We start from the raw sequence: 26,624 nt of genomic DNA on the forward strand, positions 1-26,624 counted from the left end.
AAAAGGGTTCCCGCGAGCGGGCGCGCGTGAAGCGAACACGAAACGCGTTTCCCACCGCCGCCCCCTCCCCAGCGTATGCACGTCGTCGTCAACGCCGCGATGAGCGCGGACGGCAAGCTCTCGACGCGCCGCCGCGAGCAGGTCGTCATCAGCGGCGAGGCCGACTTCCGGCGCGTGGACGAACTGCGCGCGAGCGTGGACGCCGTGATGGTCGGCGTCGGCACCGTGCTCGCTGACAACCCCTCACTGACCGTCGACGACTCCGACCTCGTCGCCGAGCGCGACCAGCGCGGCGACTCCCCCCAGCCGGCCCGCGTCGTCGCGGACTCCCACGCCCGCACGCCGCCGGACGCCCGCGTGCTCGACGGCGCCGCGGAGACGTACGTCCTCGTCGCCGAGGAGGAGCCCCGCGAGCACCGGCAGACGCTCGAAGACGCCGGCGCGACCGTCGTCGTCGCCGGCGAGAACCGCGTCGAACTCCCCGACGCCCTCGACCAACTGGAAGCCCACGGCGTCGAGGCGTTGATGGTCGAGGGCGGCGGCGAACTCATCTTCTCGCTGTTCGCCGACGACCTCGTGGACGAGCTCTCCGTATTCGTCGCGCCGAAGATTATCGGCGGCCGCGACGCCCCCACGCTCGCCGACGGCGACGGCTTCGTCCGCGACTTCCCGGAACTCGAACTGGCGGGCGTCGAGCGCATCGACGACGGCGTCCTCTTGGAGTACGACTGCTGAGGGCGACCGACCGCTATTCGCCGCCCCGAGAGACGGGGACGGTCGTGACCTGTACCTCGGCGCGCCGGACGACGCGCTCGGTGACGCTCCCGACGCTGAGGAACCGGTCGAGGCCGCTGCGGCCGTGCTTGCCCATCACCACGAGGTCCGCGCCGTAGTCGTCGGCCGCGTCCAGAATCTCCTCGTGGGGGAGCCCGGTTCGCAGGTGTTTCTCCACGCCCACGCCGGCCGCCGCGCCCTGCTCGCCGGCGGCGTCGAGCGCGCGCTCGGCCTCGGTCTCTGCTTCCTCGACGACGAGGTCGTAGTCCGTCGCGACGAACCGCTCGTCGACGACGAACAGCGCGTGCACCTCGGCGTCGAACCGCTCGGCTAACGCGAGCGCGACGCCGACTGCCTCCGACGCGCCCTCGCTGCCGTCCGTCGGCACGAGTATGGTCGAATACACTCGCGGCTAGTCGGCGGCGTCGAAGAAAGGTACTTCGGCGGCGTCAGCGGCCCGTAGAAAACGAGTTAGTGCTGGTGGCCGGTCGCTTCCGCGTACGTCTGCCCGAAGCGCTCCTCGAACTGGTCGAGGGTGGCCTGCTCGACGTCCTGCAGTTCCTCGGTGGGCTCGCCCTCGCTGTGGTGGACGAGCGCGTGGGCGCGCTGTGCGAACGCCATCAGCGCGATGTCGCCGACGACCTGCGCTTCGCTGTCGTCGTCCTCCTCGCTGAAGATCTCCACGAGTCGCGCGGGAATCGTGACCTCGTCGGTGTCGCCGTCCGGGTCCTCGATGGTGAACGTGGCTTCGTCCATGCCCGCACGGACGGGACCGCGACTCAAATGCGTGTGGTTACGGGAGCGGGGTGCTGGCTCAGTCGTCGGCGGGCGCGGCCTCGGTCCCTTCCGCGGCGCTCGCGCTCACTTCACTTTCGAGGTACTCGTCGGCGTCCAACGCGGCCTTACAGCCCATGCCCGCGGCGGTGACCGCCTGCTGGTAGTGGTAGTCCACGACGTCGCCCGCGCCGAAGATGCCCTCGACGTCGGTGAGCGTCTGCCCGCCGCCCTTGCCGCCGTGGGTGACGATGTAGCCCTCGTCGTCGAGTTCGACGCCGGTGTCTTCGAGGTACTCCGTGTTCGGCGTGTGGCCGATGGCGACGAAGAACGCGCCCACCGACAGCGAGAACTGCTCGGTCTCCTTGTCGTCGAGCTTCGCGGTCGGGTGGCCCTCGGGGTGGCGCACGAGCGTCACGTCCTCGACGCCGTCCTCGGGCGTGCCGTTGACCTCGACGGCTTCCGTGTTCCACAGGACCTCCATGTCGCCGTCCTCGACGTGTTCGTCGATGCGCTCCTGCCAGTAGTCCTCCGCGCGGAGTTCGTCGCGGCGGTGGACCAGATAGACGGTGTCCGCGAACTTCGTGAGGAACGACGCCTCCTCGGCGGCCGCGTCGCCGCCGCCGACGACGACCATGTCCTCGCCCTTGAAGAACGCGCCGTCGCAGGTCGCGCACGTCGAGACGCCGTAGCCCATCAGCTCGTCCTCGCCGGGGATGCCGAGCGTGCGCGCGCTCGCGCCGGACGCCGCGATGACGGCGTCGGCGGTGTAGACGTCGCCGTTCGACAGCTCCACGCGGAACGGCCGCTGGGAGTCATCGACGCTCTCGACGACGCCGTGTTCGAGCTCCGAGCCGAAGCGCTTGGCCTGCTCTTTCATGTTGTTGATGAGGTCCGGCCCCGAGATGCCCTCCGGGAACCCCGGGTAGTTCTCGACCTCGGTAGTGAGCGTGAGCTGGCCGCCGGGCTCGTCGCCCTCGAACAGCAGTGGGTCGTTGTTCGAGCGCGCCGCGTAGATGGCCGCAGTCAGCGCCGCGATGCCCGTCCCGGTGATGATGAGCTTCCGGTGCTCGACCACGTCGTCAGCGCTGTCGTCGGCGATGCCGAGCTTCTCGTCGAGTTCGCCGCTCTGGTCGAGTTCGTGGGTGTCGTCCCAGCCGCCGATGAGTTCGTCGTCGATGAACACCTCGGGTGCGGTTTCGCGGCCGTTCGCGCGCTCTTTCATCTCCGCGAACAGCTCCTCGTCGCCCGTGACGTTGTACGTCACGTAGTCGACGCCCTTCTCGTCGAAGAGGTCTTTCGCCTTCTCGCAGTACGGGCAGTCCGTCTTCGTGTAGATTTCCACTCGGGGCTCGTCAGTCATACCTACTAGTCGGTGACCGCGGTGTTTGTACGTTGTGTTGGCCGGGAAGCTGGCCGGTGCTTCAAACGCGCGTTTGTCGCGTCCGAAGCTACACGTGCCGGGTCGCCCAACGGCGACCCATGGACGCGTCACGTCGGAACCTCGCGCTCGCCGCAGTCGGCGGTGCGCTCTGGGCGGTCGTCCCGCCGCTGGACGGTACGGTGGCGTGGGTCTGGTCGGTCGCGCCGGTCGCCCCGGTGCTCGTCGCGTTCGGCGTCCTCGAGTGCTGGCGCCGCTACCGCGCGGACTGGGGGCGGGTCGGGCGAGCGGGCGCGGCGCTCTCGTGGATGGGACTCGCGCTCCTGACGGTCGCTGCACTCCTCCAGCAGGCGCTGGCGGGCCTCGTCGCGGTGTTCGCGGTGGCGCCCGTCGCGGTCAGCGGCGCGCTCGCGCTCTGGGCCGGGGCGGCGTTTCTCGCCGTCGTCCTCCGCCGCGCGGGCGTCGTGGACCGCGTCGGTGCGGCAGCGTTCGTTCTCGCGCTCCCGGCGAGCGCCGTCCTGAACGCCGTCCTCGGGCCGGCCGCGCTCGGTCTCGCGCCGGTGTCGCTCCCCGTCGGCCTCGGCCTCTACGGCGTCGCGTGGGTCGCGCTCCCCGTTCGCCTCTCGCGGACGAGTGAGTCGGCGGCTCGCGCCCCACCGTCCACCGCGGCGGCGAGCAGCGAGTCGGTCCTCGAGAGCCCGGAGCGCGTCGTCGCCGCTGCCGTCGGCCTCGCTGTCGGAGTGCTGACCGCGGCCGGCGTCGTCCCGTTCGGCGTCCCGGGCGGAACCCCGCTCACCGGAGAGACAGCGGTCCTCGACGCGATTCACGCGACCCTCGGCGTCGCGGGCGTCCTCGCCGCCGTCGCCGGGGCCCGGTACGCATCCTGGTACGACCGCCTCGGCGGTGTGGCGTTCCTCGCGCTCGCCGCGCTCCCCTTCTTCCCCGGCCAGACGCCGTTCGGACTGGCCTTCGTCGACCTCGTCGTCTACGTCCCGGCTGCCGTGGTGACCCTCGGCGTCGCGGCCGCCGCGGCAGGCGGCGACTCACCGCTCCAGCTGTCGGGCGTGGACGACGGCGTACGCGACGGCGGCGAGGACGCCGACGGTGAAAACGGCCGCGCCGACCGGGAGCACTGAGACGCCGTACCCGCCGAGGTGCTCCCCGCCGACGAACTCCGGGGCGGGCGCGAGCACTCGCTGCGCGACCACGCCGGCGACCGCGAACGCGGCGACGGCGCCCAGCGCACGCTCCAGCACGCGTTCCAGTTCGTCGCGGTCCGCGTCACCCGAGACGATGACCAGCGGGTCGCCCGCGGGTGCGTAGACGGCGGTCTCGCAGCCGGTCTCGTCGTCCACCGCGTCCACCGACGTTACCACGTCCGCAGCTTCGAGGTTGTCGAGGTGGTAGTGGACGTTCTGCGGACTGGTGTCGGTCACCTCGGCCAGCGTCGCCGCCGTCGTCGGCGACTCGCGGAGCCGGTCGAGGATGGCCCGCGCCGTTTCGGAGGACAGCGCGTCCACGGCCGCGCCGTCGTCTGCGCTCAGGTCGACGACGCGCGGCCCCGCGTCGGCGTGGGCGTCCTGCGGCGGAAACATTCACGCACAACCACGACAGCCCGAGACGTAACTCTGTCGCCCGCGACGGCGCACCCAAGCGCTTACGCCCCGCGTCGCCCCACACTCGGGTATGGCCGCCGACCTCCACGAGAAGATGGACCGCTACGAGGGCCTGCTGGCCGAAGCGCTCGACGAGGCCGAGGCCGTACCACCCGCTGACACGCCGCTGGGCGAGGCCGCCGCCGAGTGCGAGGAGATGGCGCAGTCGTATCTGGACGACGGCCGCCACTTCCGCGAGCACGACGACCCCGTGAACGCGCTCGCGGCGTTCTCCTACGGGCACGCGTGGCTGGACGCCGGCGCTCGCATCGGGCTCTTCGACGTGCCCGAGACTGGCCACCTGTTCACCGTCTGAGCCGGGAGCCGGCACGTCACGCGGTCTCGGGTAGTTTTACGGTACTGCGCCGCCTCGGCGTAGCCGATGGAGGCCGCGCTCTGGTACGTGTTGACGGGGACGCGCGGCGGCCCGAACCGCGTCCGCCTGCTGCGGGCGCTCGCCGACCGGCCGCGAAACGCGAACCAGCTCGCGGAGGACCTGGACCTGGACTACAAGACGGTCCGCCACCACCTCGACGTGCTCGTCGAGAACGACATCGTGCAGTCCAGCGGCGACGACTACGGCGCGGTGTACCTGCCGACCGACGCGGCCCGCGACAACTGGGACACCATCGAGGAAATCATCGAGGAGGTCGAATGATGCACGATCCTAGGGGAATACCGGCCGAATTTGGGAAAGCGTATAACTACCGGTCTTGCCAACGGTGGTGTAGATGACCGTCTGGGCGGACGTGACGCGGGCGGCGATGGCACTCAACGTCGTCGCGCTGCTCGCGCTCTGCGGCGTGTGGGCCCGCAACTACCGGCAGATACAGTCGAAACACGCGCTCGGCCTACTGGTGTTCGGCCTGCTGTTGCTCGGGGAGAACGCCCTCGGGCTCTACTACTTCGTGATGCACGCCAAACTGACGGCGTGGTTCAGCGGCCTCCCCTCGATTTCCGCGACCGCGATGATGGCGCTGCGGCTGCTGGAGACCGCCGCCATCGCGTTCCTGCTGTGGGTCACCTGGGACTGACGCCGGCCCGACGCACCGCCCGGGACGGCCACCAGTCATTTTTCGGCTGCGGGGGAACCCCTACACGTTCATGAAACACGACGAGTTCGTCGGCGCGGTCCAGCACCGCGCCGAACTGGCCTCCCGCGGCGAAGCCATCCGAGCCACGCGCGCGGTCCTCACCACGCTCGGCGAGCGACTCCAGCCGGGCGAAGCGTCCGACCTCGCGGGCCCGCTCCCGATGGAAATCGACGTCTTCCTCCACCAGGCGGATTCCGGGCAGCTATTCGACTACGACGACTTCGTCCAGCGGGTCTCCGAGCGCGCGAGCGCCGACTACGCCGACGCCGCCTACTACGCGCAGGTCGTGCTGGACGTCGTCGACGAGTCCGTGCCCGAGAGCGAACTGCAGGACGTCACCGCCCAGCTCCCCGGCGACTACGACGACCTCTTCGAGTTAGTCGGCTCCGACGACTACTACTGACCGAAACCGGGCCTCAAGCTTTTTCCCGGCAGCCGTTCGACTGGGGAGCATGGCGCACGAGGCGTACGTGCAGTTGGTCTGTCCTGAATGTCAAAAGCAGTGGGAGAGCACGCCGAGCGAGCTGCCCACCCACGACGAGAACTTCAGCTGTCCGAACTGTCACGCGACGCGGCGGACGGCGGAGTTCATGCGAACCGACCGCGACCTCGAGAACCTCAAGCGGCTCCAGTAGTTAGACGACCGACCGCGCGCCACACGCCTCGCAGTGGAGGCGCTCGGTGTCGTCCTCGACTTCGAGATTCGTGTCCGGCAGCCCGCACTCGGGGCACGTGACGTACGTCTCGACGTACTCGTCGAGGACGTCCTCGACGCGGCGCTGGCGGAACTCGCCGGTGAACCGGGCGCGCCCGTTCTCGTCGATCTGCGCGCTGGTCCCGAGCTCGTTCTGGATGAACTTCAGCACGTGGTCCTGCTCGCGGCCGAGGCGGTCAAGCGTGTCCTGGAAGTTCTCGTACACCGTGACGTTGCCTTCCTCGCGGACGTTCGGCTCCGGAACCTCGAACCGGCTCTCGCTGCCCGCGACGTCGGGCTTCTGCTGCATCGCGCGGTCGAGTTGCTCCTCGTAGTCCATACCCCGACGAAGGACCGGGCCGCACAAAAGCCTTTCAAAAGCCCGGGTCGCCCCGTATTTGGCCGGTTCTCGGGAGCGCCGTGGTAACACCTCTCAGGATAATACTATAACCCCGTGACCGTTAGAATTGGCTGCCATGAAGAAGCAGGAGCTCATCCACCTCCACGGCCTCCTCGCAGAGGTCGGGAACTACTACGAGGAGTGCGAGGCAGACGAAATTTCTCTTGACGAGTACGAGGAACTCGGCGTACGACCGACATCCATTCACAAATCGAAGACCGACCACAAAGCGGCTGTTTTCGCGCTCGCGGGCGGCATCACTTCGGCGATGGAAGAACCCGAAGAACAGGAAGCCGTCCCCGCTCAGGCCGACTAACGTAGCGACACGCGACGCCTCCCTGCGCACCCAACTCGCCAGCGACAGCGTTACGCTCCGTCCGCGCGCTCTGACTCCCCGCTCTCCGCGTCCTCCTCGCTGGCTTCCTCCTCGACGGACAGCACCTCCAGCGGGATGTTCTCCAGCCGCTGGCCGATTTCCTTGCGCGCGATGCGGGAGGCGTGCTCGGCGCGCTCGACGTTGAACACGCTCATCTCCAGTTCGAGCGCGACGAGGCTCTCGTCGGCCGCGACGAACGCGGGGTCGAGTTCGTCCCCGCAGTGCGGGCAGGACCGCTCGCCCATGCTGATTTCGACGTAGTTGAGGTCGGGGTTCAGCAGCTCGCCGGTCTTCGAGATGGCGATGCGAACCGCCTCGTCGGGGGTCTCGACGTCGTAAACGGGGACCGCGGCCTCGACGACCACCCTACAGTCCATGGCTACGTGGAACGTTCACACGCAATGTAGAAGAAGGTTGGCCCGGAACCGAACCCGTCTTCCCCGAGCGCCGCCAAGCCCGCCCGAGATGGAGCGCGGCGCCATTCCGACCGACGAGATTGCGGGCGCGGTCGACGTGCAGGCCACCCTCGAGAGCGGACAGACGTACCTCTGGTGGCGGCCCGACGGCACCACGTACGAGACCGACGGCGCCTCCGGCGGGCGCGCGTGGTACCGCACCGTCGTCGACGGCGACGTCGTGGAAGTCCGACAGACCGACGCCGCAGTCGAGTGGCAGTCCACGACCGACGCCGACCCGCTGGTCCGCGAACTGCTCGGCCTGAACGACGACCTCCACGAGATTCGCGCCGCCGCCACCGACGACGACCTCACGACCGCCGCGTGGGACGCCTACGACGGCCTCCGCATCGTCCGCGACCCGTTCTTCGGCTGTCTCGTCTCCTTTATCTGCTCGGCGCAGATGCGCGTCGAACGCATCTTCGCGATGCAGGAGTCGCTGCGCGAGCACTACGGCGAGCCGATCGAGTACGACGGCGAGACCGTCCACGCGTTCCCCGAGCCCGAGGCGCTGGCGGCCGCCACCGAGGAGGACCTCCGCGACCTGAAACTCGGCTACCGCGCGCCGTACGTCCAGCGCACCGCCGAGATGGTCGCTACCGGGGAACTCACCCGCCAGGACGTGGAGGGCCGCGCGTACGAACTCGCGCGTGAGACGCTCACCGACTTCGTGGGCGTCGGCGACAAGGTCGCTGACTGCGTGCTGTTGTTCTCGCTGGGCTACCTCGAAGCGGTTCCGCTGGACACGTGGATTCGCTCCGCCATCGAGGACCACTACCCGGACTGCGACTGCGGCAACTACGCCGACACCTCCCGCGCGATTCGGGAGCAGCTCGGCCCGTACGCCGGCTACACGCAGACCTATTTGTTCCACTACCTCCGGTCGGGCGGCGACGAGTAGCGCGTAGATTTTTGTCGGACGCGGCCGCACGCAACCGCATGAGCGACCGGACTCGCGCACGCGTGCTGGTCTCCGGGAAGGTACAGGGCGTCTACTTCCGCGCGAACACGCGCGAGCAGGCCCGCGAGCGCGGCCTCGACGGCTGGGTGCGGAACCTCCGGGACGGCCGCGTCGAAGCCGTCTTCGAGGGGCCCGAGGACGACGTCGAGGCGCTGGTGGAGTGGTGCCACGAGGGCAGTCCCGCCGCGAACGTCGAGGGCGTCGAAGCCGAGTACGGCGACCCCGAGGGCGTCGATGGCTTCGAGATTCGGCGCTGACGCGGAGTTTTTACGGCGGTCCCGGTCGAACGTTCGGACATGATTACCAGCGAGCGGATGGCCGCCGTGGACCGGAACGCGGCGGCGGTCGGCGTGCCGCGCAAGCAGCTGATGGAGTCCAGCGGGAACGCCGTCGCGCGAGCGGTCCGCGAGAGTGCCGACGCGGGCGCGAGCGTCGCCGTCGTCGCGGGCCGCGGGAACAACGGCGGGGACGCGTTCGTCGCGGCCAGATTCCTCGGCGAGTACGACGTGACCGTCCACCTGCTCGGGCGCCCCGAAACCATCACGACGGACATCAGCCGGGAGAACTGGGACGCGCTCCAGCAGGCCGAAATTCCCACCGAGGTCGTCAAGGACTCGGCGGCGTTGAACCTCGGGGACCCCGACGTCGTCGTTGACGCAGTTCTCGGTACGGGCGTCTCCGGCGCGCCCCGCGAACCCGAGGCAACGGCCATCGAGGCAATCAACGACGCGGACGCGATGGTCGTTGCGGTGGACGTGCCCTCCGGGATGGACGTCGACACCGGCGAGACGCCGGGCGTCGCCGTCGAGGCGGACCGCGTGGTGACGTTCCACGACACCAAGCCCGCGCTCGCGGACCGCGAGAACGTGACGGTCGCGGACATCGGCATCCCGGAGGCCGCCGAGCTGTTCGTCGGCCCGGGCGACCTCCAGCAGCTCGAACGCGACCCCCACGCCCACAAGGGCGACTTCGGGCGCGTGCTCGTCGTCGGCGGCGGGCCCTACACGGGCGCGCCAGCGCTGAGCGCGCAGGCGGCGCTGCGGGCGGGCGCGGACCTCGCGTACCTCGCGGTCCCCGACAGCATCGCCGAGACGGTGCAGGGGTACAGCGAGAACCTCATCGTGGACTCGTACGCCGGCAAGCGCCTGCTCCCCGAGCACGTCGACGAGATTCTGGAGCGCGCCGCGAACGTGGACGTGGTCGTCCTCGGGCCGGGGCTCGGTGACGCCGACGAGACGCTCGCCGCGGTCCGGCAGTTCCTCGCCGCCTACGACGGCCGCGCGGTCGTGGACGCGGACGGGCTCGAAGTCGTCCCGGAGGTCGAGACGGACGCCGACCTCGTCTGCACGCCGCATCAGGGCGAACTCCGGAAGATGGGGGGACGAGTAGACGAGGACTGGCGCGAGCGCGCCGAGGCGGTCGAATCCTTCGCCGCGGACCTCGGGCAGACCGTCCTCGTGAAGGGCGCCTACGACGTGATTTCGGACGGCGAGACGACCCGGGTCAACCGCACCGGGAACCCCGGAATGACCGTCGGCGGCACCGGCGACGTGCTCGCCGGCGCGACGGCCGCGATGTTCTCCGCGCTCGACGCCGTGCCCGCGGCGAGCGTCGGCGCGTACGCGAACGGCGCAGCCGGCGACCGGGTGGTCGACGAGCACGGCTACGGCCTGCTCGCCACCGACCTGCTGGATGCGCTCCCCGCGGCGCTGTGGGGTGGTGCTGATGACTAGCGACGCTCCCGAGGACGACCTCACGCACACCACCGAGGAGGGGGACGTGCAGATGGTGGACGTCGGCGACAAGCCGGACACGGCGCGTCGCGCGGTCGCGCGCGGCGAGATTCACCTCTCCGCATCGACCGTCGAGGCGATTCGCGGCGACGAAATCGGGAAGGGCGACGTGCTCGCGACCGCGCGCGTCGGCGCCGTGCAGGCGGTCAAGCACACGTGGGAGACGATTCCGATGTGCCACCAGATTCCGATTACGAACGTCGAGACCGACTTCGACGTGCGCGAGGACCGCGTCGTGCTGGAGGTCGCCGTCGAGACCACCGGGAAGACGGGCTGCGAGATGGAGGCCCTGGAGGGCGTGACGACCGGCCTGAACGTCGTCTGGGACATGGTGAAGGCCGCGGAGAAAGACGACGACGGCCAGTATCCGGGCACCGCTATCGAGGGCGTCGAGGTCGTCAGCAAGGAGAAGCGGGAACTCTAGGCTTCCGCGACGAGGTCGCTGGCTTTCGCGCGGGACTTCTCGACGACCGTGGGTAGTGCTTCGAAGTCGACGACGACCTGCTCGTCGCCGTAGTCGACGTCGCGGACGTGGGCGTGGTCGTGGACCCACGACACCACGCTCATCGTCTCGTCGGTCATCGGGAGCACGAGCGTCTCCCGCTCGCGAGGCGGCAGTTCGGCGTCGATGCGCTCGCGGAGCGCCGCGAGGTTGATGCCCTCCTTCCCGCTGACCGCGATGGGGTCCGGCGCGAGCGCCGACAGCGCCTCCATCTTCTCGGCGAGTTCGTCGTCGCCGACCTTGTCCACCTTGTTGAACACGGTGACGATGGGCGCCTCGTTGCGCTCGTAGAGCGTGTCGTGGCTCGTCACGAGCTTCTCGCGAATCTCGTCGATAGACTCGCTGGCGTCCACCACTAACAGGACGAGGTCCGCCTGGTAGACCGACTCCAGCGTGGACTTGAACGACTCCACGAGCCAGTGTGGGAGGTCGCTGATGAACCCGACCGTGTCCGTCAGCAGGACGTCCCGGCGGTCCATGTCCAGCCGCCGGGTCGTCGTCCCCAGCGTCGTGAACAGCTTGTCCTGCGACTCGGCGGTGGTGTCGAGGTCGGGGTGGAGCTGCTCGTTCTCGTCGACGTCGAGGTCGTCGGCGAGCCGGCGCAGCAGCGTCGACTTCCCGGCGTTCGTGTAGCCGGCCAGCGCCACCAGCTCGAAGCCGGACTCGCGGCGCGTCTCGCGGCGCTGCTGTTCGGTCTTCTCGATGTTCGCGAGCTCGTCCCGGATGCGGCTAATCTGGGCCTTGATGTCCTGCTCGCGGCTCTCGTCGTACTCGCCCAGTCCCATGAAGCCGGGGCGCTCGTCGCGCTTCGCGAGGCTCGTCTTCGCTTCCGCGCGCGGCAGCTCGTAGCGAAGCTCCGCCAGTTCGACCTGCAGTTGGGCCTTCCGCGTGTTGGCGCGCTGGCCGAAGATGTCGAGGATGAGGCGGAAGCGGTCCACGACTTCCGTGTTCTCGGGGAGCTGCTTGCCGAGGTTGTACGTCTGGTAGGGGCCGAGGCGGTTGTCGAAGACGACGCGCTCGGCGTCGGTCTCCGCGACGAGCGCGGCCAGCTCCTCGACTTTCCCCTCGCCGAGCTGGAGGGCGGGGTCGGCCGTGCGCGTCTGGGTCACTTCGCCGCCGACCTCGTAGCCCGCGGCGCGGACGAGCTCCCTGATTTCGGCGGTGTCGGCCTCGCCGTCGTCGACGCGCTTGGCGACGACCGCCGTCTTCGTCGTTGTTCCGGTCACTTGTCACGTGGTAGGCGCCGCTGGTACTTAAGCCCCGGGCGCGGCCCACTCGTCACTCGGGCTGACAAAAGAGACTTACCGGTCGCTCGCGGAGGAGCCAGCATGGCGGACATCAACCTCACCTCGCTCGGGCTGGAGTTCGGGGGTGGCGCCGGCATCGGCGCCATCATCGGCTTCGCCGCGAAGAAGGTCGCGAAGCTCATCGCGGTCATCGTCGGCCTCGAGCTCGCGCTGTTCAAGTTCCTCGAATCGCGGGGCATCATCACCGTCGACTGGGACCGCCTCACCGGTGGCTTCCTCGACATCACGCAGGCCGCCAACGGCGCCGCGCCGCCGTCGTGGGTGAACACCATCCTCTCGACGCTGTCGGTCAGCGCCGGCTTCACGGGCGGGTTCCTGCTGGGCTTCCGGAAGGGATAGCTTACCGCGTGTCGAGTTCGTCCTTCTCCTTGATTATCGTCGTCTCGCCCTCGCCCTCCGAGACCTCGTTGACGAGGTCGTAGAAGTCGTTTTGCATCCCCGCGGGGAACGTCAGCACGCCCACCCACGAGCCGTCTGCTTGCCATTCCTCGCGGTCGAGTTCGCCGAACTCCCGAATCTTGGCCTGCCCGCTGCCGGCGTAGTCCGGCGGCAGATTGACGGCGACGGTCACCTCCTCGAAGCGAATCGGAATCACGGGCCGGAGCGCGTCCAGCGCGTCGTCGACCTGGCTCTCGGCGGGCTCCATCGGGTCCACGGTGAACCCGGCTTCTTCGAGCGCGCTCTCGATGCGCTCGGGCGGGTGCGGCGCGTTGTCCATCTGGGGGTTGACGGCGTTCCGGGTGATGGTGTTGATGAGCTTGCGGCGCTTGCGCTCCTGCATCTCCTCGCGCTGCTCGGCGGTGATCTGAATCTCACCGCGCTCGATGACCTCCGGGATAATCTCCATCGGCTCGGTCGTCCCGAACACCTCCTCTAGGTCCTCCTCGGCGGGCCGGTCGCCGCGGGAGGCGTTCTCGAAGACGTCCCGCGCCGCGATGACGTCCTCCAGTTCGCCCTCGAACTCGCCGCGTTTCATCGCGAGCGCGGCGTCGGGGTCGACCAGCACTTCGAATCGCTCGCCGTGCGTTTCGAGGCGCGCGGTCACCGCCTCGTCGAGAGATATCATGCGTGTGACTTCGACGGGTGTACTTAAAAGAGCTTTTCCCGGCGAACCGCGTCCGGGACTACTCCTCGGTCGCGTCGTCGTCCGCGCCGTCGGCGTCGTCCGCGTCGCCCGCCGTCTCGTCACCGAGCAGGTCGTGCTCGACGAGGTACTCCCGAATCTCGTCGTTGGACAGCTCGATGAACGCGCCGGTCTCCGCGTCGATGGTCGCGACGCCGACGCCCTCCGGCTGGAGCGACTCGCGAATCTCGCCGAGCGCGCGCAGCGCGAGTTCGACGCCCTCGTCCAGCGGGAGCGACTCGTCGTAGTGGTCTTCGAGATAGCCCTGCACCGTCGAGCGGTCCTCGCCGATGGCGATGGCCTTCCACTCGTAGGGCGTCCCCGACGGGTCCGTCTCGAAGAGGCGGGGTTCGCCGTTCGTGACGCCGCCGATGAGGAGTGCGACGCCGAACGGGCGCGCGCCCCCGACCTGCGTGTACTGCTGGATGTGGTCGGTGATGTCCTTCGTCAGCGTCTCCACGCCGATTGGCTGGTCGTAGCGCACGCGCTCGACCTGCGCGTCGCGGCGCGCGAAGTCGATGAGCTGGCGGGCGTCGGCGACGTGGCCGGCGCTCGCGATGCCGACGTGGTTGTCCGCCTTGTGAATCTTCTCGACGGACGCCTCCTCCATCAGCGGCGAACTGATGCGCTTGTCCACGAGGAGGACGACGCCGCCGTCCGTGCGCACGCCGATGCTGGGCGTGCCTCGCTTGACTGCCTCCCGCGCGTACTCCACCTGATAGAGGCGGCCGTCCGGCGAGAAGATCGTGATACCGCGGTCGTAAGCCTGCTGTTGGTTCTGTCCTTGCATGGTTAGCAGTCGAGGTCCGTCGCGCCCACGTACCTGTCCTCGCAGTCGACGTCGAGGCGGTCGCCCCGGCGGAGCGCCGGGCGGGTGTCCCCGGCGAACGCGACGCTGGCTTCGGCTGCGGGTTCACCCGGCCGTCCTAAATACTTTTCCTCAGCGGCGCGTATCGTGCCGGAGACGCCGCGTACCGCCACCCTGACTGCGTCGCCGCGGACCTCGTCGACGCACGCCAGCGCCGCCCGCCCGCGCTCGACCTCGCCGTGGCGAACGCGGACGAGCGCCTCCCCGCTGCCGTCGTCGAAGGCGAACTGGAGCACGCGAAGGTCGGCGTCCGCGCTTCCCGCGTCCCCGTAGAGGTTCTGCGCGGCGAACCAGACGCTGCGCTGGAAGTCCCCCTGCGAGACGTCCGCGTCGGGCCACGCCTCCAGCTCGACGGCGAGGTACCGCCACCGCGGCCGGAGGTGCTTCGGGAGGTGTTTCACCGCTTCTCGGCGACGAGCACGCCGACCTGCTCGTGGACCATCTCGACGGCCGTGAGCGCGTAGCCCTCGTCCGTGAACGCGTCCGCGAGCACGCCCACCGTCGCCGGGTCGTCGACCTCGGGGCTGTAGAACGGCTCCTCGGGGTTCGGCTCCCCGAAGAACATCACGTCACCGAGCACGATTCGCCGCGGGCCGAGGCCGGCGATGACCGAGATGGCTTCGCGCTTCTCCGCGTCGCTGAGGTGGTGCATCGCGAAATTGGAGGTGACGATATCGACCTCGCCGTCGTAGTTCGGCTCGCGGAACTGGCCCTGTCCGAACTCCACGTTGTCGAGGCCGCGCTCGTCGGCCTTCCGGCGCGCCTCGTCCATCATCCCCTCGCTGATGTCGCGGCCGACGACGCGACCCGCCTGTTCGACGAGCCCGAGCGCGATGGCGCCCGTCCCACACCCCAAGTCGAGAACGGTGTCGTCGCTGTCGGGGTTCGCATGCTCGAGGACGAGCGCGACGCACTCGTTGTACTCGGCGGACTTCTCCTCGTCGTAGTCGGCCGCGAGGTCGTCGAAGCGCGCGGCGTGCTCCTCAACTGTCTTCTTCATACCTGCCGCGTTCGACCCCCGAGGTGATGAACTCCTCGGACGTGCGGTGGCGGTTGCGCTCCGCGAGGTCGCCCCACGCTTCCAACCCGGCTCGAATCTGGTCGCGGTCGAACCCGACCTCCTCGCCGACCGCGAGCAGTTCGCGGGGCGCGCGCAACTGGAGGTGGGATTCGGGGTCGGCGCTGACGACGTACGGCGCGTCGTAGTGGGCGACGAGCTCGCGGAGCTTCCGCAGCCCGCGCAGCGCCTGCACGCGCTCGCCGCCGCTGGCGCGCAACACCTTCGAGAAGTCGAACTCAACGTGGACGGCGTTGCGCTCGGCGGCCTTCACGACGACGTGATTGACGTCGCCGCTCCCGCGCATCGGTCCAGCGAGCACGTCCACGCGCTCGGACTCGGCGACGAACCGGTTCAGCTCGGGCGTCCCGCCGCGCGCGACCAGCACGGTCGCCTGCTCGCGGAGGTTCGCGATGGCGCCGCTGGCCTGCGAGGTGTCCTCCGCGTCGAGTTCGACGCCCGACACCACGTCGATGCCGTACTCCTCGGCGACGGCGTCGTGGTCCACGTCCGGCCGCGCGTCCGAACGGCTCCGCACGACGACACCGTCGTAGCCGACGCTGGCGGCGGTCGCGGCGAACCGCGCGACGGTGCTGTCGCCGTCCGGGTGGGCGTGAACGGCCTCGTACACGACCGTTCGTTCGCGGGCGGACGGTAAAAACGCGTGCGTTCCCCGCCGGCTCAGTACGCGAACACGTCCCACGCCAGCTCGCCGAGCGAGCGCGACCCGAGCGCGGCCGGCCGGCGGGCGTCCACGCCGCGCCCGGTCTCGACGGTGTAGCCGACGTTTCGCACGAGCCGCGTGCCGTCCACGGTCGCGTTCAGACGCGCACGCCCGCCGAGGACGACGCCGCGCTCGGCGTCCACGCGCATCCGTATCCGCGCGGTCTCCGCGGTCACGCTCCCGGTGGTACTCCCCTGCAACGCCTCGAACACCGCCGCGTCGCCGGTGAGTTCGAGGGTCCGGGTGCCGCCCGCGCGCTCGACCGTCGTCCACGACCCGGTTCGAGCCGCGGGGAGCCCGTACCCGATTCCGACGCCCTCGGTGACGGTGTAGTCGTCGCTGACCTGCCAGTACCCCGGGAGGGCGTGTGCGGTGTCGCCGTCCGCGGGAACCGCGCCGAGCCGGAAGAACCCGGGGGTGTAGCCGCGGAACTGGTAGGCGACACCGCTGTCCGCGTACCCGACGTCGGTTCGGTTCTCGTGGCGCAGTGAGGCCCTGAACTGGCGCGCCGAGCGCTCGACGACGGTCGTGGCGACGGCGCGGTCACCGTCCCACTGCTCGGTGGCGACGACGCGGTGGTCCGCCGCGCCGGTGTTGTCGAGGGCCGCCGCGTACGCGTCCGAGGCGTCCGCGGGAAGGGGCGACGCCGCCGTAGCGGTTCCGGGCCGCGTCTCGGTGACGCGGACCGCGCTCGCGCCGGCGACCAGTCCCGCGACGAGGAGCGCCGCGAGCGCGACCCGCCGCACGGGAACAGAGCGCGGTTCCCGGGGCTCGGACGCGGCTAGGGCGACGTGCATCGGGTAGACGAACATGCCGAGGAGGACCAGCGTCCCCGCGCCCGCGCCGACCGTCGCGAGGAACGCGAGCGTCGCTACGTCCCGGGTCGCGTACTGGCCGCTCGCGAGCGCGCCGACGAAGAGGCCAGCGGCGAGGACGCACGCGGCGTGGAGGGCGAGCGCTGTGGCGGTCCGGCGTCGGTTCCCGGCCGCGTGCAGCGGTGCGGCGGCCGCCGCGCGGAGTCGGTCGCCGGCGACGACGCGTTCCACGGCGGGCGCGAGCACCGCCCACGCGAGGAGCGCTCCGGCCGCGACGCCGGCCAACGGCGCGACGAGGACCGTCGTGGGCGAGAGCGACCCGCCGGTCGCGTAGACGGCCGCACGGAGCGGCGTGTCCACGAGGAGGAACGCGGCCGTACCGAGCGCGAGCGCGACGAGGTGGCCGCCGACGGCGACAGCGAGGAGCCGCGGGGCGCGGTCGCGGAGCGTCGCGGCGGCTGTCCACTGCGGGGGCGCGTCGGGCGTTTCGAGCGCGGCGCGAACGGTCGGCGCGGCCGCGGCGAGCACCGGGAGCGCGACGACCGGCGGGAACGCGACTGTTAGCACCGGGTGGACGACGACGAGCGCGAGCCGGACGGCGGCCTCGCCGAGCAGCGCCGCGGCCGCGAGCGCGAACACGCGCGGTCGATTCAGGACGACGTGGAGGGCGTCGCGGAGCGTGGGGGCCATCGTCTCCACAAGCTCACACGACCCTCAAAAGACGGTCGGTGGGCGGCTACGAGAGGGCTTCGCGGGCGTTCTCGACGGCGGCCTCCTTCTTCGCGGGGTAGGCCTCGACTTTCGCGCGGAGCGCGATGCCGTCGCCCAGTTGGGCGTCGCCGAGGAACGCCTCCTGCTTGTCGAGGTGGACGAACAGCGAGCAGTTGTCGTCGACGCGCTGGTCCAATTCCTCACGGATGCGCTCGATGTCCGCGCCGTCGCGCAGTTGGCCTAGGACGTGTCGCATCTCGTCGGCGCGCTCGACGCGTGCGGAGAGCACGACGATGCGGTCGCCGAGGTGGCCTTCGCTCTCGGCGCGTTCGAGTTCGACCTCCTCGGGGAGGAAGTGCCCGAGCGCGTCGGCGACGCGGACCTCGTCCTCCGTGCCGTAGCAGAACGCCCGGAGGTCGACGTAGTGGAACGGAACCTCGCTCATTACGCCGTCGTAGGACGCCCGGCGGTAAAAGCGTCGCTACTGGCGGTCGCCGCGCCCGCTGGCGGCTGAGGGTTCTACGAGGGTGCATTTCACCGATAGAACTACTTGAATCGACGTAGAAGCGCTACTGACTGATGCAGGACCAGCGCTTCCTCGAGTCCGACTGGGACTACTGCGTGGTGCTCGACGCGTGTCGCTACGACGTCTTCAGCGAGCTCTACGACGACTACCTCGACGGTGACCTCGAGAAGCGCTGGAGTACGGGCTCGTCGACGCCGGAGTGGGCGTACCGGACCTTCGAGGGCGACCACGACATCGCGTACTTCTCCGGGAACCCGTTCATCAACAGCCTCGGCATCCCGCTGAACGAACTCAAGTGGGGCGCCAGCTGCGACTACGAGTGGAGCGCCGACGACCACATCAGCGAGGTCGTCGACGTCTGGAAGCACGGCTGGGACGACGACCTCGGGACGATTCCGCCCGAGAGCATGGCCGAGTCGTTCCGCGACAACCAGGGGCTCGTCGCGGACGCCGACCGCACGGTCGTCCACTACATGCAGCCCCACGCGCCGTACCTCTCGCGGGGCGGCGGGCAGAAGCTCAGGCAGATACAGAAGGGCATCAAGCGGCAGGGCGAACGCGCGGAACTCGGCGAGGACGGCGGCCTGCTGTCGGCGCTCGGGGACCGGGTGCGCCCGCGCGTCGAGAGCGTCCTCGACGACAGCAACCTCGCGATGAAAGTCGGGCTGTGGCTCGAAACCGGGCTCGGCGGCGTCCTCACCGACGGCACGAGAACGACCGCGATGCGCTACTACGAGGAGAACCTCCGCATCGCACTCGAAGGCGTCGCGGAGCTCGTGGAGTCGCTGGACGGCGACGTCGTCGTCACCGCCGACCACGGCGAGGCGTTCGGCGAGGACGGCGTCTGGGAGCACCACATCGAGACCCACATCCCGGCGCTGATGGAAGTGCCGTGGCTGGAACTCGACTAGTCGGCGCTGGCCGGCGAGTCGCTCCCGGTGGACGCCGCGTCCGGGAGGTACGACGCCGCGATGTCCGCGACGCGCTTCGCGCCGTTGGCGTGCGGTTCCGGCGGCTCCACGGCGTCGAGGAGCGCTTCCACGCCCGCAATCGAGTCCGCCGCGTAGAAGCCGGGCGTGTCCGCGAGCGCGTCCACGACGCCGCGCTGTTCTGACGTCGCCGGTAACACGATGCAGGGCGTGCCGGCGACCGCGGCCTCCATCACCGTGGAGTAGCCGCTGCAGATGACGAGGTTCGCGCCGGCGACGAACGGCTGCAGCGACTCCTGTAGCTCCCAGTCGTCGCCGCCGACGAGCGTCACGTCCCGGCCGCTCGCTTCGATGGCGTCCGCGAGGCGGTCGGGGTCCACGCTGAACTCGCTGGGCACGACGAGCACGTCCACGTCCGCGTCCGGCGCGTCGCCGACCGGCGCCATCGGCCCCACGTCGTCGGCGCCCGGAATCGACGGGCCGCCGCTCCAGACCTTGGGGTGGAGGAACTGCTCGGCGCCGTAGCCCGCGATGCGGTTGCGGACCCACGCGCCGGCGCGCTCGACGGTCGTCGAGTAGAACGCCGCGGGGTCGTGGGAGACGTAGACGTAGCGCTGGCCGTGCAGGGTCGCGGCGATGGCCGCGGAGATGTCGTCGGTCACGAGGAGCGCGGGGGCTTCGTCGTCGAACCACCCGCGGTACTGCTTGACGCGCTCGGCGACCGCGGGCCCGCTGTTCCGGAGGACGTCCAGCAGGCCGCCGTTCTGGTAGTCGCCGACGAAGTCGAGGTCCAGCGGCTCGAACTCCGTGTAGCCGTTGGCCTCCACGAACTTCGTGCCGGGACCGCCGCCCGCGATGACCACGTCGTAGCCGGCGGCTTCCAGTTCCTCGACGACCGCCAGCATCCGGGTGGCGTGGCCGGCGCCCTCGCAGTAGTGGGCGACGGCGACCTTCGGGGGTGTCGCGGTCACGTGTGCGTCACTGTCGGTGCGCGAGCGGTATAAAACACTCCGAACGGGCGCGGGTCACGAGCGGACGCCGAGCGCGCTGGTGGCGGCGGCGCCGACGGTCGTCGTCAGCAGGTAGCCGCCGACGCTGTGAATCGTGACGACAGCCGCGATGGTCGGCGCGCTCACAGCCGTCAGCAGCGTGAGCAGCGTGACGTTGATGGCTTCGGTCCCGCCGAGGCCGCCGGGCGTCGGGAGCGCCGACCCGACCTTCCCCAGCGGGAGCACGAAGAACGGGACGTAGACGGGGACGGAGGCGTCGAGCGCGAGGAACGTCACCCACAGGCCCAGCGCCTGGAACGCCCACCCGAGCGCCGAGCAGCCGACGGCCGCCACGAGGCGCTCGCGGGAGACGGCGACGCGGCCGAGCGCGTCCGTGAACCCGCTGATGCGGGCCGCGAGGTCCTCGGCGTCCGGGAGGGAGACGCGGGGAATCGCGCCGACGACGCGGTGGATGACCGCCGCGACCGTCCCGCCCGCGCGGCCACGAATCGCGGCCCGGTAGCGCCACACGACCGCCGCGAGGACCGGGAGGACCACGGCCGCGGTGATGACGGCGACCGGGAGCAAGCCGAGTTCCCCGTCGGTCTCCGTGGCGACGTAGTAGAGCGAGCCGACCGCCGCGAACGCCAGCGACGGCACGACGTTGATGGCGTCGAGGCTCGTGATGGACGCGAGGCTCACCTCGTAGTCCGTGCCCGCGGTCTGGGTGAGCAGCCACGCGGTCACGGGCTCGCCGCCCGCCTGCCCGAACGGCGTGACGTGGTTCGCGAACGCGCCCGCGGCGTTCACGAGCAGCGCCGTGTGGACCGGCACGCGGATGTCGAGCGCGCGCAGGACGTTCCACAGCGCCAGCCCCCACGACACGTTCCACAGCAGTATCACGCCCGCGACGACCGCGAGCAACACGGGGTCCGCGGACCGGGCGGCCGCGAGCACCTCGCGGGCGTCCACGACCCAGAACATGACCGCGAACACGAGCGCTGCGCCCGCAACCCCGGCCACCGTCGCCAGCAGGTCCTCTCGCTGCACGCCTCCGAGTGGCGGGCGGGCGTGAATCAATCCATCGAATCCCGCGGCCGGGGGTCGTCCCGTCGCCGGTCGAATGGGAGGTTTTTTCTCCGCCCGTCACGACCGGAGCACCGAGTACCTGCCCGGAAATGTTCGAGAAGACGCCCACACCGACCGATGGTTGACGTGCCCGCTCAGGCGGCCAACGTCGCCCGCAACCTCCGCTACCGCGGCGCCGACGCCGTCCGCGAACTCGCGTCGCTGGTGAAGTACTCGCGGCGCTCGACGACCGACGCCGACCCCGTGCTGGACGCCGACTGGGACGTTCTCGTCCTCCTGGACGCGTGCCGCGCGGACCTGTTCGCGGAGGCCGCCGCCGACGTCGACTACGACTTCCTCCCCGCGGACCCGGGGTCGCGGACGTCGCCCGCCAGCTCCTCCGTGGAGTGGCTGGAGACGGTGTTCGGCGGCGCCAGCGACGACGCGCTCGCGGACCTCGCGTACGTCACCGGCAACCCCTACTCCGCGTCGAAAATCGACCACGACCGCTTCCACGGCGTCGAGGAGGTGTGGCGGTACGCGTGGGACGACGACCTCGGCACGATTCCGCCGCGGCCCGTGACGGACGTCGCCATCCGCACCGGCCGCGAGGCGGCCGCCGACCGGATGGTCGTCCACTACATGCAGCCGCACTTCCCGTCGGTCCTGGAGCGCGAGCAGCGAAGCGAGGGCGTCGAACTGGACGCTTTCGGCGACGACGAGATGTCCGTCTGGGACGACCTCCGCTTCGGCCGCCGGAGCGAGACCGACGCGTGGGAGACCTACCGCGAGAACCTCGAATACGTCCTCGAGGACCTCGAACTGCTGTTCGAGAATCTGGACGCCGAGCGCGTCGTCGTCACCGCCGACCACGGCAACGCGTTCGGCGAGCACCACGTCTACGGCCACCCCGGGGGCGTCGATCTCCCCGTCCTCCGCGAGGTGCCGTGGTGCGAGACGACTGCGACCGACACGCACAGCCACGACCCCGACGCCGCGGGCCGCGACGACACCGGCGAGAGCGGCGACGTCGTCGAAGAACGACTCGAAGATCTCGGCTACCGAACCTAACGATGGACACTACCGACTCCCCGAACCTCCTGCTGGTCGTGGTGGACTGCCTGCGACAGGACTTCCTGCACCGCGACGCCGTGGACACGCCGTTCCTCGACGGGCTCCGCGAGCGCGGGCGGGAAGCCACCGATCTGTACGCCACCGCGACCACGACGACGCCCGCGGTCGCGAGCCTGCTGACGGGCACGTACGGCGAGCGCAACGGCATCAAGTCGCTGCGCCGCGGCAGCCTCTCCGACGACGTCGAGTCGATGCCCGAGATACTGGGCGACGCCGGCTACCACACCGAAGCGATGGCGACCGGTCCGCTCGTCCCCGAGACCGGCCTCGACAGGGGGTTCGACCGCTACGAGTGCCGGGACCGCGACGAGTCGATGTTCAGCGACTGGCGCGAGGACGGCCTCGATAGGCTCGCCAGTCTGCCGGAACCGTTCGCGGCGTTCGTCCACCTCTGGGAGATTCACGAGGACGTCCACGTCCCCGGCGAGTTCGACAGCGCGGAGTACGGGGAAACGCCGTACGGCCGCGCGCTCTCCGCGCTCGACCGCGAAATCGAGGCGCTCGTTGACGCGGTCCCCGAGGACACGGTGGTCGCGGTCGTCGGCGACCACGGCGAGAGCATCACCCACCGCAACAACCCCCTGCGCCTGCTCGCGAAGTCCCTGCGGGACGGCCTGAAATACTACGGCGGCGTGGACACCCGCGGCGCCGCCGAGCGCGTCAACCAGTACTGCGAGCGGTTCGGCCCCGACCTCGACGACCACTTCCTCGAGAACGGGCACGGCGAGAACGTCTTCGACTTCACCACGAACGTCCCGTTCGTGCTCGCCGGCCCCGGCGTCGAGCCCGCGACCGTGGACGCCCAAGTCCGGCAAATCGACATCCTCCCCACCTTGCTGGACGCGCTCGGCGTGGAGCGCGAGACCGACGGCGAGGTCGTCGAACCCGGAATCGAGGACCGCGTCGCGTACATGCGCGCCTGCGGTGCCTCGCTGCACGGCGAGCGCAACTGGGCGCGCGCCGTCCGGCACGACGACGCCAAGTACGTCGAGTACCCCGACCGCGACTGGGAGCCCGGCGTCTACGACCTCGCGGAGAACCCCCGGGAGCTGGAGCGCGCCGACGACCCGGAGCTCGAAGCCGAACTCCGGGAGCGGCTCCCCGAGCGCGGCGTCGACCCGACGGACGTCGAGATGCTGGAAATCAACGAGCGCCTCGAAGACCTCGGCTACCTCTGAAGCGGCGGCTACGCGGCGGGAAAACAGGAACGAGCGTCGTTACGCGTCGTCGCGCTCTTCGTCGTCGCCCTCGTCGGGGTCCTCCTCGCTCTCGTCGTCCTCGGCGAGTTCGAGGTTGTCCTCGGGGACGCCGGCCTCCTGCCCGTCGTCGAAGCTCACGGTGTAGTTGGGCTCGCCGAACATCGTGTCGACGACCTGCGTGACGGTGCCGGTCTCGCCGTCGTACTCGCTGTGCTTGTCGTGGAGGACGACCTCGTCGTCTTCTTCGAAGCTCATACCCCAAGTTCCGCCGGCCGATTCAAAAGCGACCCGGTTTCGGGGCTGAAGCGGTGGCGAGTGCGCCCGGCCGTGTCCGCCGCGCCGACCGCGCTCTCGTAGCGCTTTTCTCGGTACTCCGCGTGCGTGCTGGCATGGACGTACGCGTGCCGGCGGACAGCGAGCGGGCGGCCGTCGCCGACCGGCTGCTCCGGCCGGCGTACCGCGAGGCCGAAGCCCTCGACCCCGCGTTCAGCGACCTCGACGAGGCCGTCGTCGCCGAGGAGGACTGCTCGCGGTGGCTGGACGACGACGACCGCACGATGTTCGTCGCGTACGACCCCGAGCCCGTCGGCGTCGTCTCCGGCGGCGTCACGTCGTCGCCCGAGCTGTACACCCGCGGGAAGAACTGCTACGTGGACGGCCTCTACGTCGTCCCGGAGCGCCGCCGCGAGGGCATCGCGGGCCGCCTGCTCGACCGCATGAAGGCGTGGGGCCGCGAGCGCGACTGCGAGTACGCGAGCCTCTCCGTGCACGTGGACAACCACGCCGCGATGGCGTTCTACGAGGATCACGGCTTCGAGCCGAAGTTCCGCAGCCTCCGTCAGCGGCTCTGACTACTCCGGGCCGAACGATTTCCCCTCGCGCTCCTCGGCGTCCATCCGGCGGAGCGTGGCGCGGGCGTTGCTCGCTTCGTAGCCGAAGAACACGCCCTCGGTGTACTCCTCGACGACTTCAGTGGCGTGCACCAGATTCTCGACCTCCACGTCGACGGCGTACAGCTCGACGCTGAACGGCGCGTCCAGCAGGTCCTCGAAGCCCGAGGCGATGGTCTCCAGCCAGTACGTCGTCCCGTAGCTGGTGTCGTACAGCGGGACGACGAATTCATCCACGTGTTCGGCGAGCGCCTCGACGTCGAGGCCCGCGCGCTCGTAGAGATGGCCCGGATACGGGTCGGGGTAGAGCGTGAGGTACGTCGTCCCCGGGATGCGGTCGGCGGCCTCGGCGACGAACTCCGTGATGACGCTCGCGCGCCAGTCGTACCAGTCCTCGAAGTCGGATTCCGCGAACGCGCTCTCGCAGCGGTCGCAGTGGCAGTACTCCGCGCGCGGGAACCCCACGTCGTCGAGGCGCACGTCGCCGTTGACCTCCGCGCACGTCTCGATGACCGTCAGGAGGCCGTTGCGGTAGTCCTCCGCGAGCGGGCAGATGTACGACCAGTCGAAGTACGGCCGCTCGCGGGTGGCCTCGTTGCCCTCGTCGTCCACGGGCACGAGGTCGGGTTCGGTGCCGGCGGTGGCGTTGTCCCCGAAGCAGGACACCATGCTGACGGCGTCCTCCAGCGGGTCGGTGTGGCGGCCGGTGACGTCTTTGACCTCGTAGAACGTGCGGTCGAACTCCGGCCACTCGACTTCCTCGGCGTTCCGCGTGACGACGCCGTACATGGACGCGAGTTGGCCGGCGGGCCGCCTAAGTCGTTCGCTCTCGGCACGCGCGCAGAAAAGCGGGGACCGGGGACCGACTAGTCGATGCGGTCTACTTCCTCGGGTTCGGGCGCTTCGTCGCCCCCGACGACGAACTTCCAGACGAGGGCGATGACGAGCAGTGCGGCGGCGGTCTTCACTAGTTTGCCTGCCATGACTGACACTACTCGCGGAGTCATTAAACGCTTTGCGGGGTCGGCACGAATCCACGATTCCGCGCCGACACGTCGCGGTCACCCGCGGAGGTGTGCGGTGATGTCCTCGCGGACGAGCTCCCCGCAGTACTCGCAGCGCAGGCCGTCGTCCAGCACCGCGAACGTCGGCTCGACGGGCTCGCCGGCGTTCGTGATGCACTCGCGGTTCGGGCACACGAGCACGCCTCCGACTTCTTCGGGGCGCTCGACGCGGCGCTTGTCCACGACCTCGTAGTCGCGGATGATGTTGATGGTGGCCTCGGGCGCGATGAGCGACAGCACCTCGGCCTCGCTGTCGCTGAGTTCGCGGCCCTCGACTTTCACGACGTCCTTGCGGCCGAGCCGGTCGGAGGGGACGTTCATGCCGAGGCTGACCGTCGTGCCCTCGGTGCCGTCGATGCCCAGCAGCTTGAGCACGTGCAGCGCCTCCCCGGCGGAGACGTGGTCGATGACGGTGCCGCTCTGAATCTTCGAGACGCGGAGTTCTGTGTCAGTCATCGTCGAGGAGCAGGTCGAGGAGGGCCATCCGGACCGGGACGCCGTTGTGTGCCTGTTCGAAGTACGTCGCGTTGTCCGTCTCGTCGACCGCGGCCGAGATCTCGTCCACGCGGGGCAGCGGGTGCATCACCGCGAGGTCGTCTTTCGCGTCTTCGAGGGTCTCGGGCGTGATGCTGTACTCGCCGGCGACGGCCTCGTACTCGTCCTCGTCGGGGAAGCGCTCGCGCTGGATGCGCGTGACGTACAGCACGTCGAGGTTCGGGAGGACGGCGTCCAGCGAGTCGTGTTCCTGCACCTGCGCGCCGGCCTCGTGGAGGTCGTAGCGCACCGAGCGCGGCAGTCGCAGCGACTCGGGGCTGACGAAGTGCTGGTGGACGTCGAAGTTCGTGAGCGCGTGCGCCAGCGAGTGGACGGTGCGGCCGTACTTCAGGTCGCCCATGATGCCGATGGAGATGTCGTCGAGGCCGGCGTGCTCGCGAATCGTGTAGAGGTCCAAAAGCGTCTGACTCGGGTGGTGGCCCGCGCCGTCCCCGGCGTTCACGACGGGGACATCGACGTGCTCGCTGGCCATCTTCGCGGCGCCCTGCTTGGGGTGGCGGAGCACGATGCCGTCGGCGTACCCCTCGACGACGCGCACCGTGTCGGCCAGCGACTCGCCCTTCTTCACCGACGAGGACTCCACGGAGCCCATGTCCACGACGTCGCCGCCGAGGCGTTTCGCGGCCGTCTCGAAGCTCATCTTCGTGCGCGTGCTCGGCTCGAAGAAGCACAGCGCCAGCAGCTCGTCGGCGTGTCGCTCGCCGGCGGCCGCCGGGTCGTCGTCGAAGGTCGCCGCCCTGTCGAGGACCGTCTCGATGTCGGCCCGCGAGAGCTGTTTGGCGGTGAGGAGGTGGTCGTGACGCATC

37 protein-coding genes are annotated in these 26,624 nt (G+C 69.9%); 17 read left to right on the forward strand and 20 right to left on the reverse strand.

Going from position 1 to position 26,624, the window contains the following annotated elements; all coding sequences use genetic code 11:
• Positions 1-75: 75 nt before the first annotated feature.
• Positions 76-735, forward strand: coding sequence for a 2,5-diamino-6-(ribosylamino)-4(3H)-pyrimidinone 5'-phosphate reductase (locus HHUB_RS07480; RefSeq protein ID WP_059057007.1), 660 nt, complete (start codon positions 76-78; stop codon positions 733-735).
• A 13-nt stretch (positions 736-748) separates the two neighbouring features.
• On the opposite strand, the gene HHUB_RS07485 is transcribed toward HHUB_RS07480, so the two are convergent.
• The 3 genes from HHUB_RS07485 to HHUB_RS07495 form a co-directional block, all read right to left on the reverse strand.
• Entirely contained in the window at positions 749-1,180 is a 432-nt protein-coding gene (locus tag HHUB_RS07485; RefSeq protein ID WP_059057008.1) for a universal stress protein, read from the reverse strand.
• A 65-nt stretch (positions 1,181-1,245) separates the two neighbouring features.
• The gene (locus HHUB_RS07490) at positions 1,246-1,530 is read right to left on the reverse strand and encodes a DUF7545 family protein (RefSeq protein WP_059057009.1); all 285 of its coding nucleotides are present in this window, start codon (positions 1,528-1,530) and stop codon (positions 1,246-1,248) included.
• Positions 1,531-1,588: 58 nt separating this feature from the next.
• On the reverse strand, positions 1,589-2,911 hold the full coding sequence (locus HHUB_RS07495; RefSeq protein WP_059057010.1) for an FAD-dependent oxidoreductase: 1,323 nt from the start codon (positions 2,909-2,911) through the stop codon (positions 1,589-1,591).
• Between the two features lie 119 nt (positions 2,912-3,030).
• On the opposite strand from HHUB_RS07495, the gene HHUB_RS07500 reads away from it, so the two are divergent.
• Positions 3,031-4,065, forward strand: coding sequence for a hypothetical protein (locus HHUB_RS07500; RefSeq protein ID WP_059057011.1), 1,035 nt, complete (start codon positions 3,031-3,033; stop codon positions 4,063-4,065).
• On the opposite strand, the gene HHUB_RS16065 is transcribed toward HHUB_RS07500, so the two are convergent.
• Positions 3,973-4,524, reverse strand: a complete 552-nt coding sequence (locus HHUB_RS16065; protein WP_082687200.1) for an ArsR/SmtB family transcription factor — start codon at positions 4,522-4,524, stop codon at positions 3,973-3,975. The genes HHUB_RS07500 and HHUB_RS16065 overlap by 93 nt on opposite strands.
• 91 nt (positions 4,525-4,615) lie before the next feature.
• Between HHUB_RS16065 and HHUB_RS07505 the strand changes: the two genes are divergently transcribed.
• The 5 genes from HHUB_RS07505 to HHUB_RS07525 all read left to right on the forward strand — a co-directional run bounded on the left by HHUB_RS07505 (position 4,616) and on the right by HHUB_RS07525 (position 6,313).
• Positions 4,616-4,900 carry a DUF357 domain-containing protein gene (locus HHUB_RS07505; RefSeq protein WP_059057012.1) on the forward strand — a complete coding sequence of 95 codons (285 nt, stop codon included), beginning with the start codon at positions 4,616-4,618 and terminating at the stop codon, positions 4,898-4,900.
• A gap of 66 nt (positions 4,901-4,966) precedes the next feature.
• Complete coding sequence (locus HHUB_RS07510; protein WP_059057013.1) at positions 4,967-5,242, forward strand: ArsR/SmtB family transcription factor; 276 nt, start codon at positions 4,967-4,969, stop codon at positions 5,240-5,242.
• A 73-nt stretch (positions 5,243-5,315) separates the two neighbouring features.
• Positions 5,316-5,618, forward strand: coding sequence for a hypothetical protein (locus HHUB_RS07515; RefSeq protein WP_059057014.1), 303 nt, complete (start codon positions 5,316-5,318; stop codon positions 5,616-5,618).
• Between the two features lie 70 nt (positions 5,619-5,688).
• Entirely contained in the window at positions 5,689-6,081 is a 393-nt protein-coding gene (locus HHUB_RS07520) for a DUF2267 domain-containing protein (RefSeq protein ID WP_059057015.1), read from the forward strand.
• A gap of 49 nt (positions 6,082-6,130) precedes the next feature.
• Complete coding sequence (locus HHUB_RS07525; RefSeq protein WP_059057016.1) at positions 6,131-6,313, forward strand: DUF7836 family putative zinc-binding protein; 183 nt, start codon at positions 6,131-6,133, stop codon at positions 6,311-6,313.
• Here HHUB_RS07525 and HHUB_RS07530 read toward each other — a convergent pair whose 3' ends face one another.
• The gene (locus HHUB_RS07530; protein ID WP_059057017.1) at positions 6,314-6,712 is read right to left on the reverse strand and encodes a translation initiation factor IF-2 subunit beta; all 399 of its coding nucleotides are present in this window, start codon (positions 6,710-6,712) and stop codon (positions 6,314-6,316) included. It lies immediately after the preceding gene.
• A 136-nt stretch (positions 6,713-6,848) separates the two neighbouring features.
• Between HHUB_RS07530 and HHUB_RS07535 the strand changes: the two genes are divergently transcribed.
• On the forward strand, positions 6,849-7,088 hold the full coding sequence (locus HHUB_RS07535; RefSeq protein WP_059057018.1) for a UPF0058 family protein: 240 nt from the start codon (positions 6,849-6,851) through the stop codon (positions 7,086-7,088).
• 50 nt (positions 7,089-7,138) lie between these two features.
• On the opposite strand, the gene HHUB_RS07540 is transcribed toward HHUB_RS07535, so the two are convergent.
• The gene (locus HHUB_RS07540; protein WP_059057019.1) at positions 7,139-7,525 is read right to left on the reverse strand and encodes a DUF555 domain-containing protein; all 387 of its coding nucleotides are present in this window, start codon (positions 7,523-7,525) and stop codon (positions 7,139-7,141) included.
• A gap of 88 nt (positions 7,526-7,613) precedes the next feature.
• On the opposite strand from HHUB_RS07540, the gene HHUB_RS07545 reads away from it, so the two are divergent.
• Genes HHUB_RS07545 through moaC form a run of 4 tightly spaced genes read left to right on the forward strand, consistent with a single transcriptional unit; the run spans position 7,614 to position 10,781 of the window.
• Positions 7,614-8,504, forward strand: a complete 891-nt coding sequence (locus HHUB_RS07545) for a DNA-3-methyladenine glycosylase family protein (protein WP_059057020.1) — start codon at positions 7,614-7,616, stop codon at positions 8,502-8,504.
• A gap of 38 nt (positions 8,505-8,542) precedes the next feature.
• Positions 8,543-8,821 carry an acylphosphatase gene (locus HHUB_RS07550; protein ID WP_059057021.1) on the forward strand — a complete coding sequence of 93 codons (279 nt, stop codon included), beginning with the start codon at positions 8,543-8,545 and terminating at the stop codon, positions 8,819-8,821.
• 39 nt (positions 8,822-8,860) lie between these two features.
• Positions 8,861-10,297, forward strand: coding sequence for a bifunctional ADP-dependent NAD(P)H-hydrate dehydratase/NAD(P)H-hydrate epimerase (locus HHUB_RS07555; protein ID WP_059057022.1), 1,437 nt, complete (start codon positions 8,861-8,863; stop codon positions 10,295-10,297).
• Positions 10,290-10,781 carry a cyclic pyranopterin monophosphate synthase MoaC gene (moaC, locus tag HHUB_RS07560; protein ID WP_179204559.1) on the forward strand — a complete coding sequence of 164 codons (492 nt, stop codon included), beginning with the start codon at positions 10,290-10,292 and terminating at the stop codon, positions 10,779-10,781. The genes HHUB_RS07555 and moaC overlap by 8 nt, the downstream gene beginning before the upstream one ends.
• Here the strand turns inward: moaC and hflX are convergent.
• Complete coding sequence (hflX, locus tag HHUB_RS07565; protein ID WP_059057024.1) at positions 10,778-12,085, reverse strand: GTPase HflX; 1,308 nt, start codon at positions 12,083-12,085, stop codon at positions 10,778-10,780. The two genes, moaC and hflX, sit on opposite strands and share 4 nt — an antisense overlap.
• 102 nt (positions 12,086-12,187) lie before the next feature.
• Here hflX and HHUB_RS07570 point away from each other — a divergent pair, with 102 nt between their 5' ends.
• A complete protein-coding gene (locus HHUB_RS07570; protein WP_059057025.1) occupies positions 12,188-12,505 on the forward strand; it encodes an FUN14 domain-containing protein in 318 nt (105 codons plus the stop codon).
• Between the two features lies 1 nt (position 12,506).
• Here the strand turns inward: HHUB_RS07570 and HHUB_RS07575 are convergent, their stop codons facing one another.
• Genes HHUB_RS07575 through HHUB_RS07605 form a run of 7 tightly spaced genes read right to left on the reverse strand, consistent with a single transcriptional unit; the run spans position 12,507 to position 17,909 of the window.
• Positions 12,507-13,232 carry a ribosome assembly factor SBDS gene (locus HHUB_RS07575; RefSeq protein WP_059057026.1) on the reverse strand — a complete coding sequence of 242 codons (726 nt, stop codon included), beginning with the start codon at positions 13,230-13,232 and terminating at the stop codon, positions 12,507-12,509.
• Between the two features lie 58 nt (positions 13,233-13,290).
• Entirely contained in the window at positions 13,291-14,079 is a 789-nt protein-coding gene (gene psmA, locus HHUB_RS07580; protein ID WP_059057027.1) for an archaeal proteasome endopeptidase complex subunit alpha, read from the reverse strand.
• 2 nt (positions 14,080-14,081) lie between these two features.
• Positions 14,082-14,558, reverse strand: a complete 477-nt coding sequence (locus HHUB_RS07585) for an Rpp14/Pop5 family protein (RefSeq protein ID WP_059057028.1) — start codon at positions 14,556-14,558, stop codon at positions 14,082-14,084.
• A complete protein-coding gene (locus tag HHUB_RS07590; RefSeq protein WP_059057029.1) occupies positions 14,555-15,157 on the reverse strand; it encodes a class I SAM-dependent methyltransferase in 603 nt (200 codons plus the stop codon). Before HHUB_RS07590 ends, HHUB_RS07585 begins: the two co-directional genes overlap by 4 nt.
• A complete protein-coding gene (locus HHUB_RS07595) occupies positions 15,141-15,845 on the reverse strand; it encodes an RNase P subunit p30 family protein (RefSeq protein WP_059057030.1) in 705 nt (234 codons plus the stop codon). Before HHUB_RS07595 ends, HHUB_RS07590 begins: the two co-directional genes overlap by 17 nt.
• A 50-nt stretch (positions 15,846-15,895) precedes the next feature.
• The gene (locus HHUB_RS07600) at positions 15,896-17,443 is read right to left on the reverse strand and encodes a hypothetical protein (RefSeq protein WP_059057031.1); all 1,548 of its coding nucleotides are present in this window, start codon (positions 17,441-17,443) and stop codon (positions 15,896-15,898) included.
• A 46-nt stretch (positions 17,444-17,489) separates the two neighbouring features.
• The gene (locus tag HHUB_RS07605; RefSeq protein WP_059057032.1) at positions 17,490-17,909 is read right to left on the reverse strand and encodes an RNA-binding protein; all 420 of its coding nucleotides are present in this window, start codon (positions 17,907-17,909) and stop codon (positions 17,490-17,492) included.
• 134 nt (positions 17,910-18,043) lie between these two features.
• Between HHUB_RS07605 and HHUB_RS07610 the strand changes: the two genes are divergently transcribed.
• Positions 18,044-18,901 carry a hypothetical protein gene (locus HHUB_RS07610; protein WP_059057033.1) on the forward strand — a complete coding sequence of 286 codons (858 nt, stop codon included), beginning with the start codon at positions 18,044-18,046 and terminating at the stop codon, positions 18,899-18,901.
• Here HHUB_RS07610 and HHUB_RS07615 read toward each other — a convergent pair.
• Both HHUB_RS07615 and HHUB_RS07620 read right to left on the reverse strand, forming a co-directional pair.
• Complete coding sequence (locus HHUB_RS07615; protein WP_179204560.1) at positions 18,898-19,890, reverse strand: glycosyltransferase; 993 nt, start codon at positions 19,888-19,890, stop codon at positions 18,898-18,900. The genes HHUB_RS07610 and HHUB_RS07615 overlap by 4 nt on opposite strands.
• A gap of 54 nt (positions 19,891-19,944) precedes the next feature.
• Complete coding sequence (locus tag HHUB_RS07620; RefSeq protein ID WP_059057034.1) at positions 19,945-20,958, reverse strand: lysylphosphatidylglycerol synthase transmembrane domain-containing protein; 1,014 nt, start codon at positions 20,956-20,958, stop codon at positions 19,945-19,947.
• A gap of 156 nt (positions 20,959-21,114) precedes the next feature.
• Here HHUB_RS07620 and HHUB_RS07625 point away from each other — a divergent pair, with 156 nt between their 5' ends.
• Both HHUB_RS07625 and HHUB_RS07630 read left to right on the forward strand, forming a co-directional pair.
• Complete coding sequence (locus HHUB_RS07625) at positions 21,115-22,047, forward strand: alkaline phosphatase family protein (RefSeq protein ID WP_059057035.1); 933 nt, start codon at positions 21,115-21,117, stop codon at positions 22,045-22,047.
• Positions 22,048-22,049: 2 nt separating this feature from the next.
• Complete coding sequence (locus HHUB_RS07630) at positions 22,050-23,288, forward strand: sulfatase-like hydrolase/transferase (RefSeq protein WP_059057036.1); 1,239 nt, start codon at positions 22,050-22,052, stop codon at positions 23,286-23,288.
• A 39-nt stretch (positions 23,289-23,327) separates the two neighbouring features.
• Here HHUB_RS07630 and HHUB_RS07635 read toward each other — a convergent pair whose 3' ends face one another.
• Positions 23,328-23,564 carry a hypothetical protein gene (locus HHUB_RS07635; protein WP_059057037.1) on the reverse strand — a complete coding sequence of 79 codons (237 nt, stop codon included), beginning with the start codon at positions 23,562-23,564 and terminating at the stop codon, positions 23,328-23,330.
• 134 nt (positions 23,565-23,698) lie between these two features.
• On the opposite strand from HHUB_RS07635, the gene HHUB_RS07640 reads away from it, so the two are divergent.
• Positions 23,699-24,160: a GNAT family N-acetyltransferase gene (locus tag HHUB_RS07640; protein WP_059057038.1), complete on the forward strand. Its 462-nt coding sequence runs from the start codon at positions 23,699-23,701 to the stop codon at positions 24,158-24,160.
• Here the strand turns inward: HHUB_RS07640 and HHUB_RS07645 are convergent, their stop codons facing one another.
• The 3 genes from HHUB_RS07645 to pyrB all read right to left on the reverse strand — a co-directional run bounded on the left by HHUB_RS07645 (position 24,161) and on the right by pyrB (position 26,623).
• Positions 24,161-24,988, reverse strand: coding sequence for a hypothetical protein (locus HHUB_RS07645; protein ID WP_059057039.1), 828 nt, complete (start codon positions 24,986-24,988; stop codon positions 24,161-24,163).
• Between the two features lie 272 nt (positions 24,989-25,260).
• Positions 25,261-25,719 carry an aspartate carbamoyltransferase regulatory subunit gene (gene pyrI, locus HHUB_RS07650; RefSeq protein WP_059057040.1) on the reverse strand — a complete coding sequence of 153 codons (459 nt, stop codon included), beginning with the start codon at positions 25,717-25,719 and terminating at the stop codon, positions 25,261-25,263.
• Complete coding sequence (gene pyrB, locus HHUB_RS07655) at positions 25,712-26,623, reverse strand: aspartate carbamoyltransferase (protein ID WP_059057041.1); 912 nt, start codon at positions 26,621-26,623, stop codon at positions 25,712-25,714. The genes pyrI and pyrB overlap by 8 nt, the downstream gene beginning before the upstream one ends.
• Position 26,624 lies beyond the last annotated feature (1 nt).

It is taken from the genome of Halobacterium hubeiense (assembly GCF_001488575.1).
Lineage (GTDB): Archaea > Halobacteriota > Halobacteria > Halobacteriales > Halobacteriaceae > Halobacterium > Halobacterium hubeiense.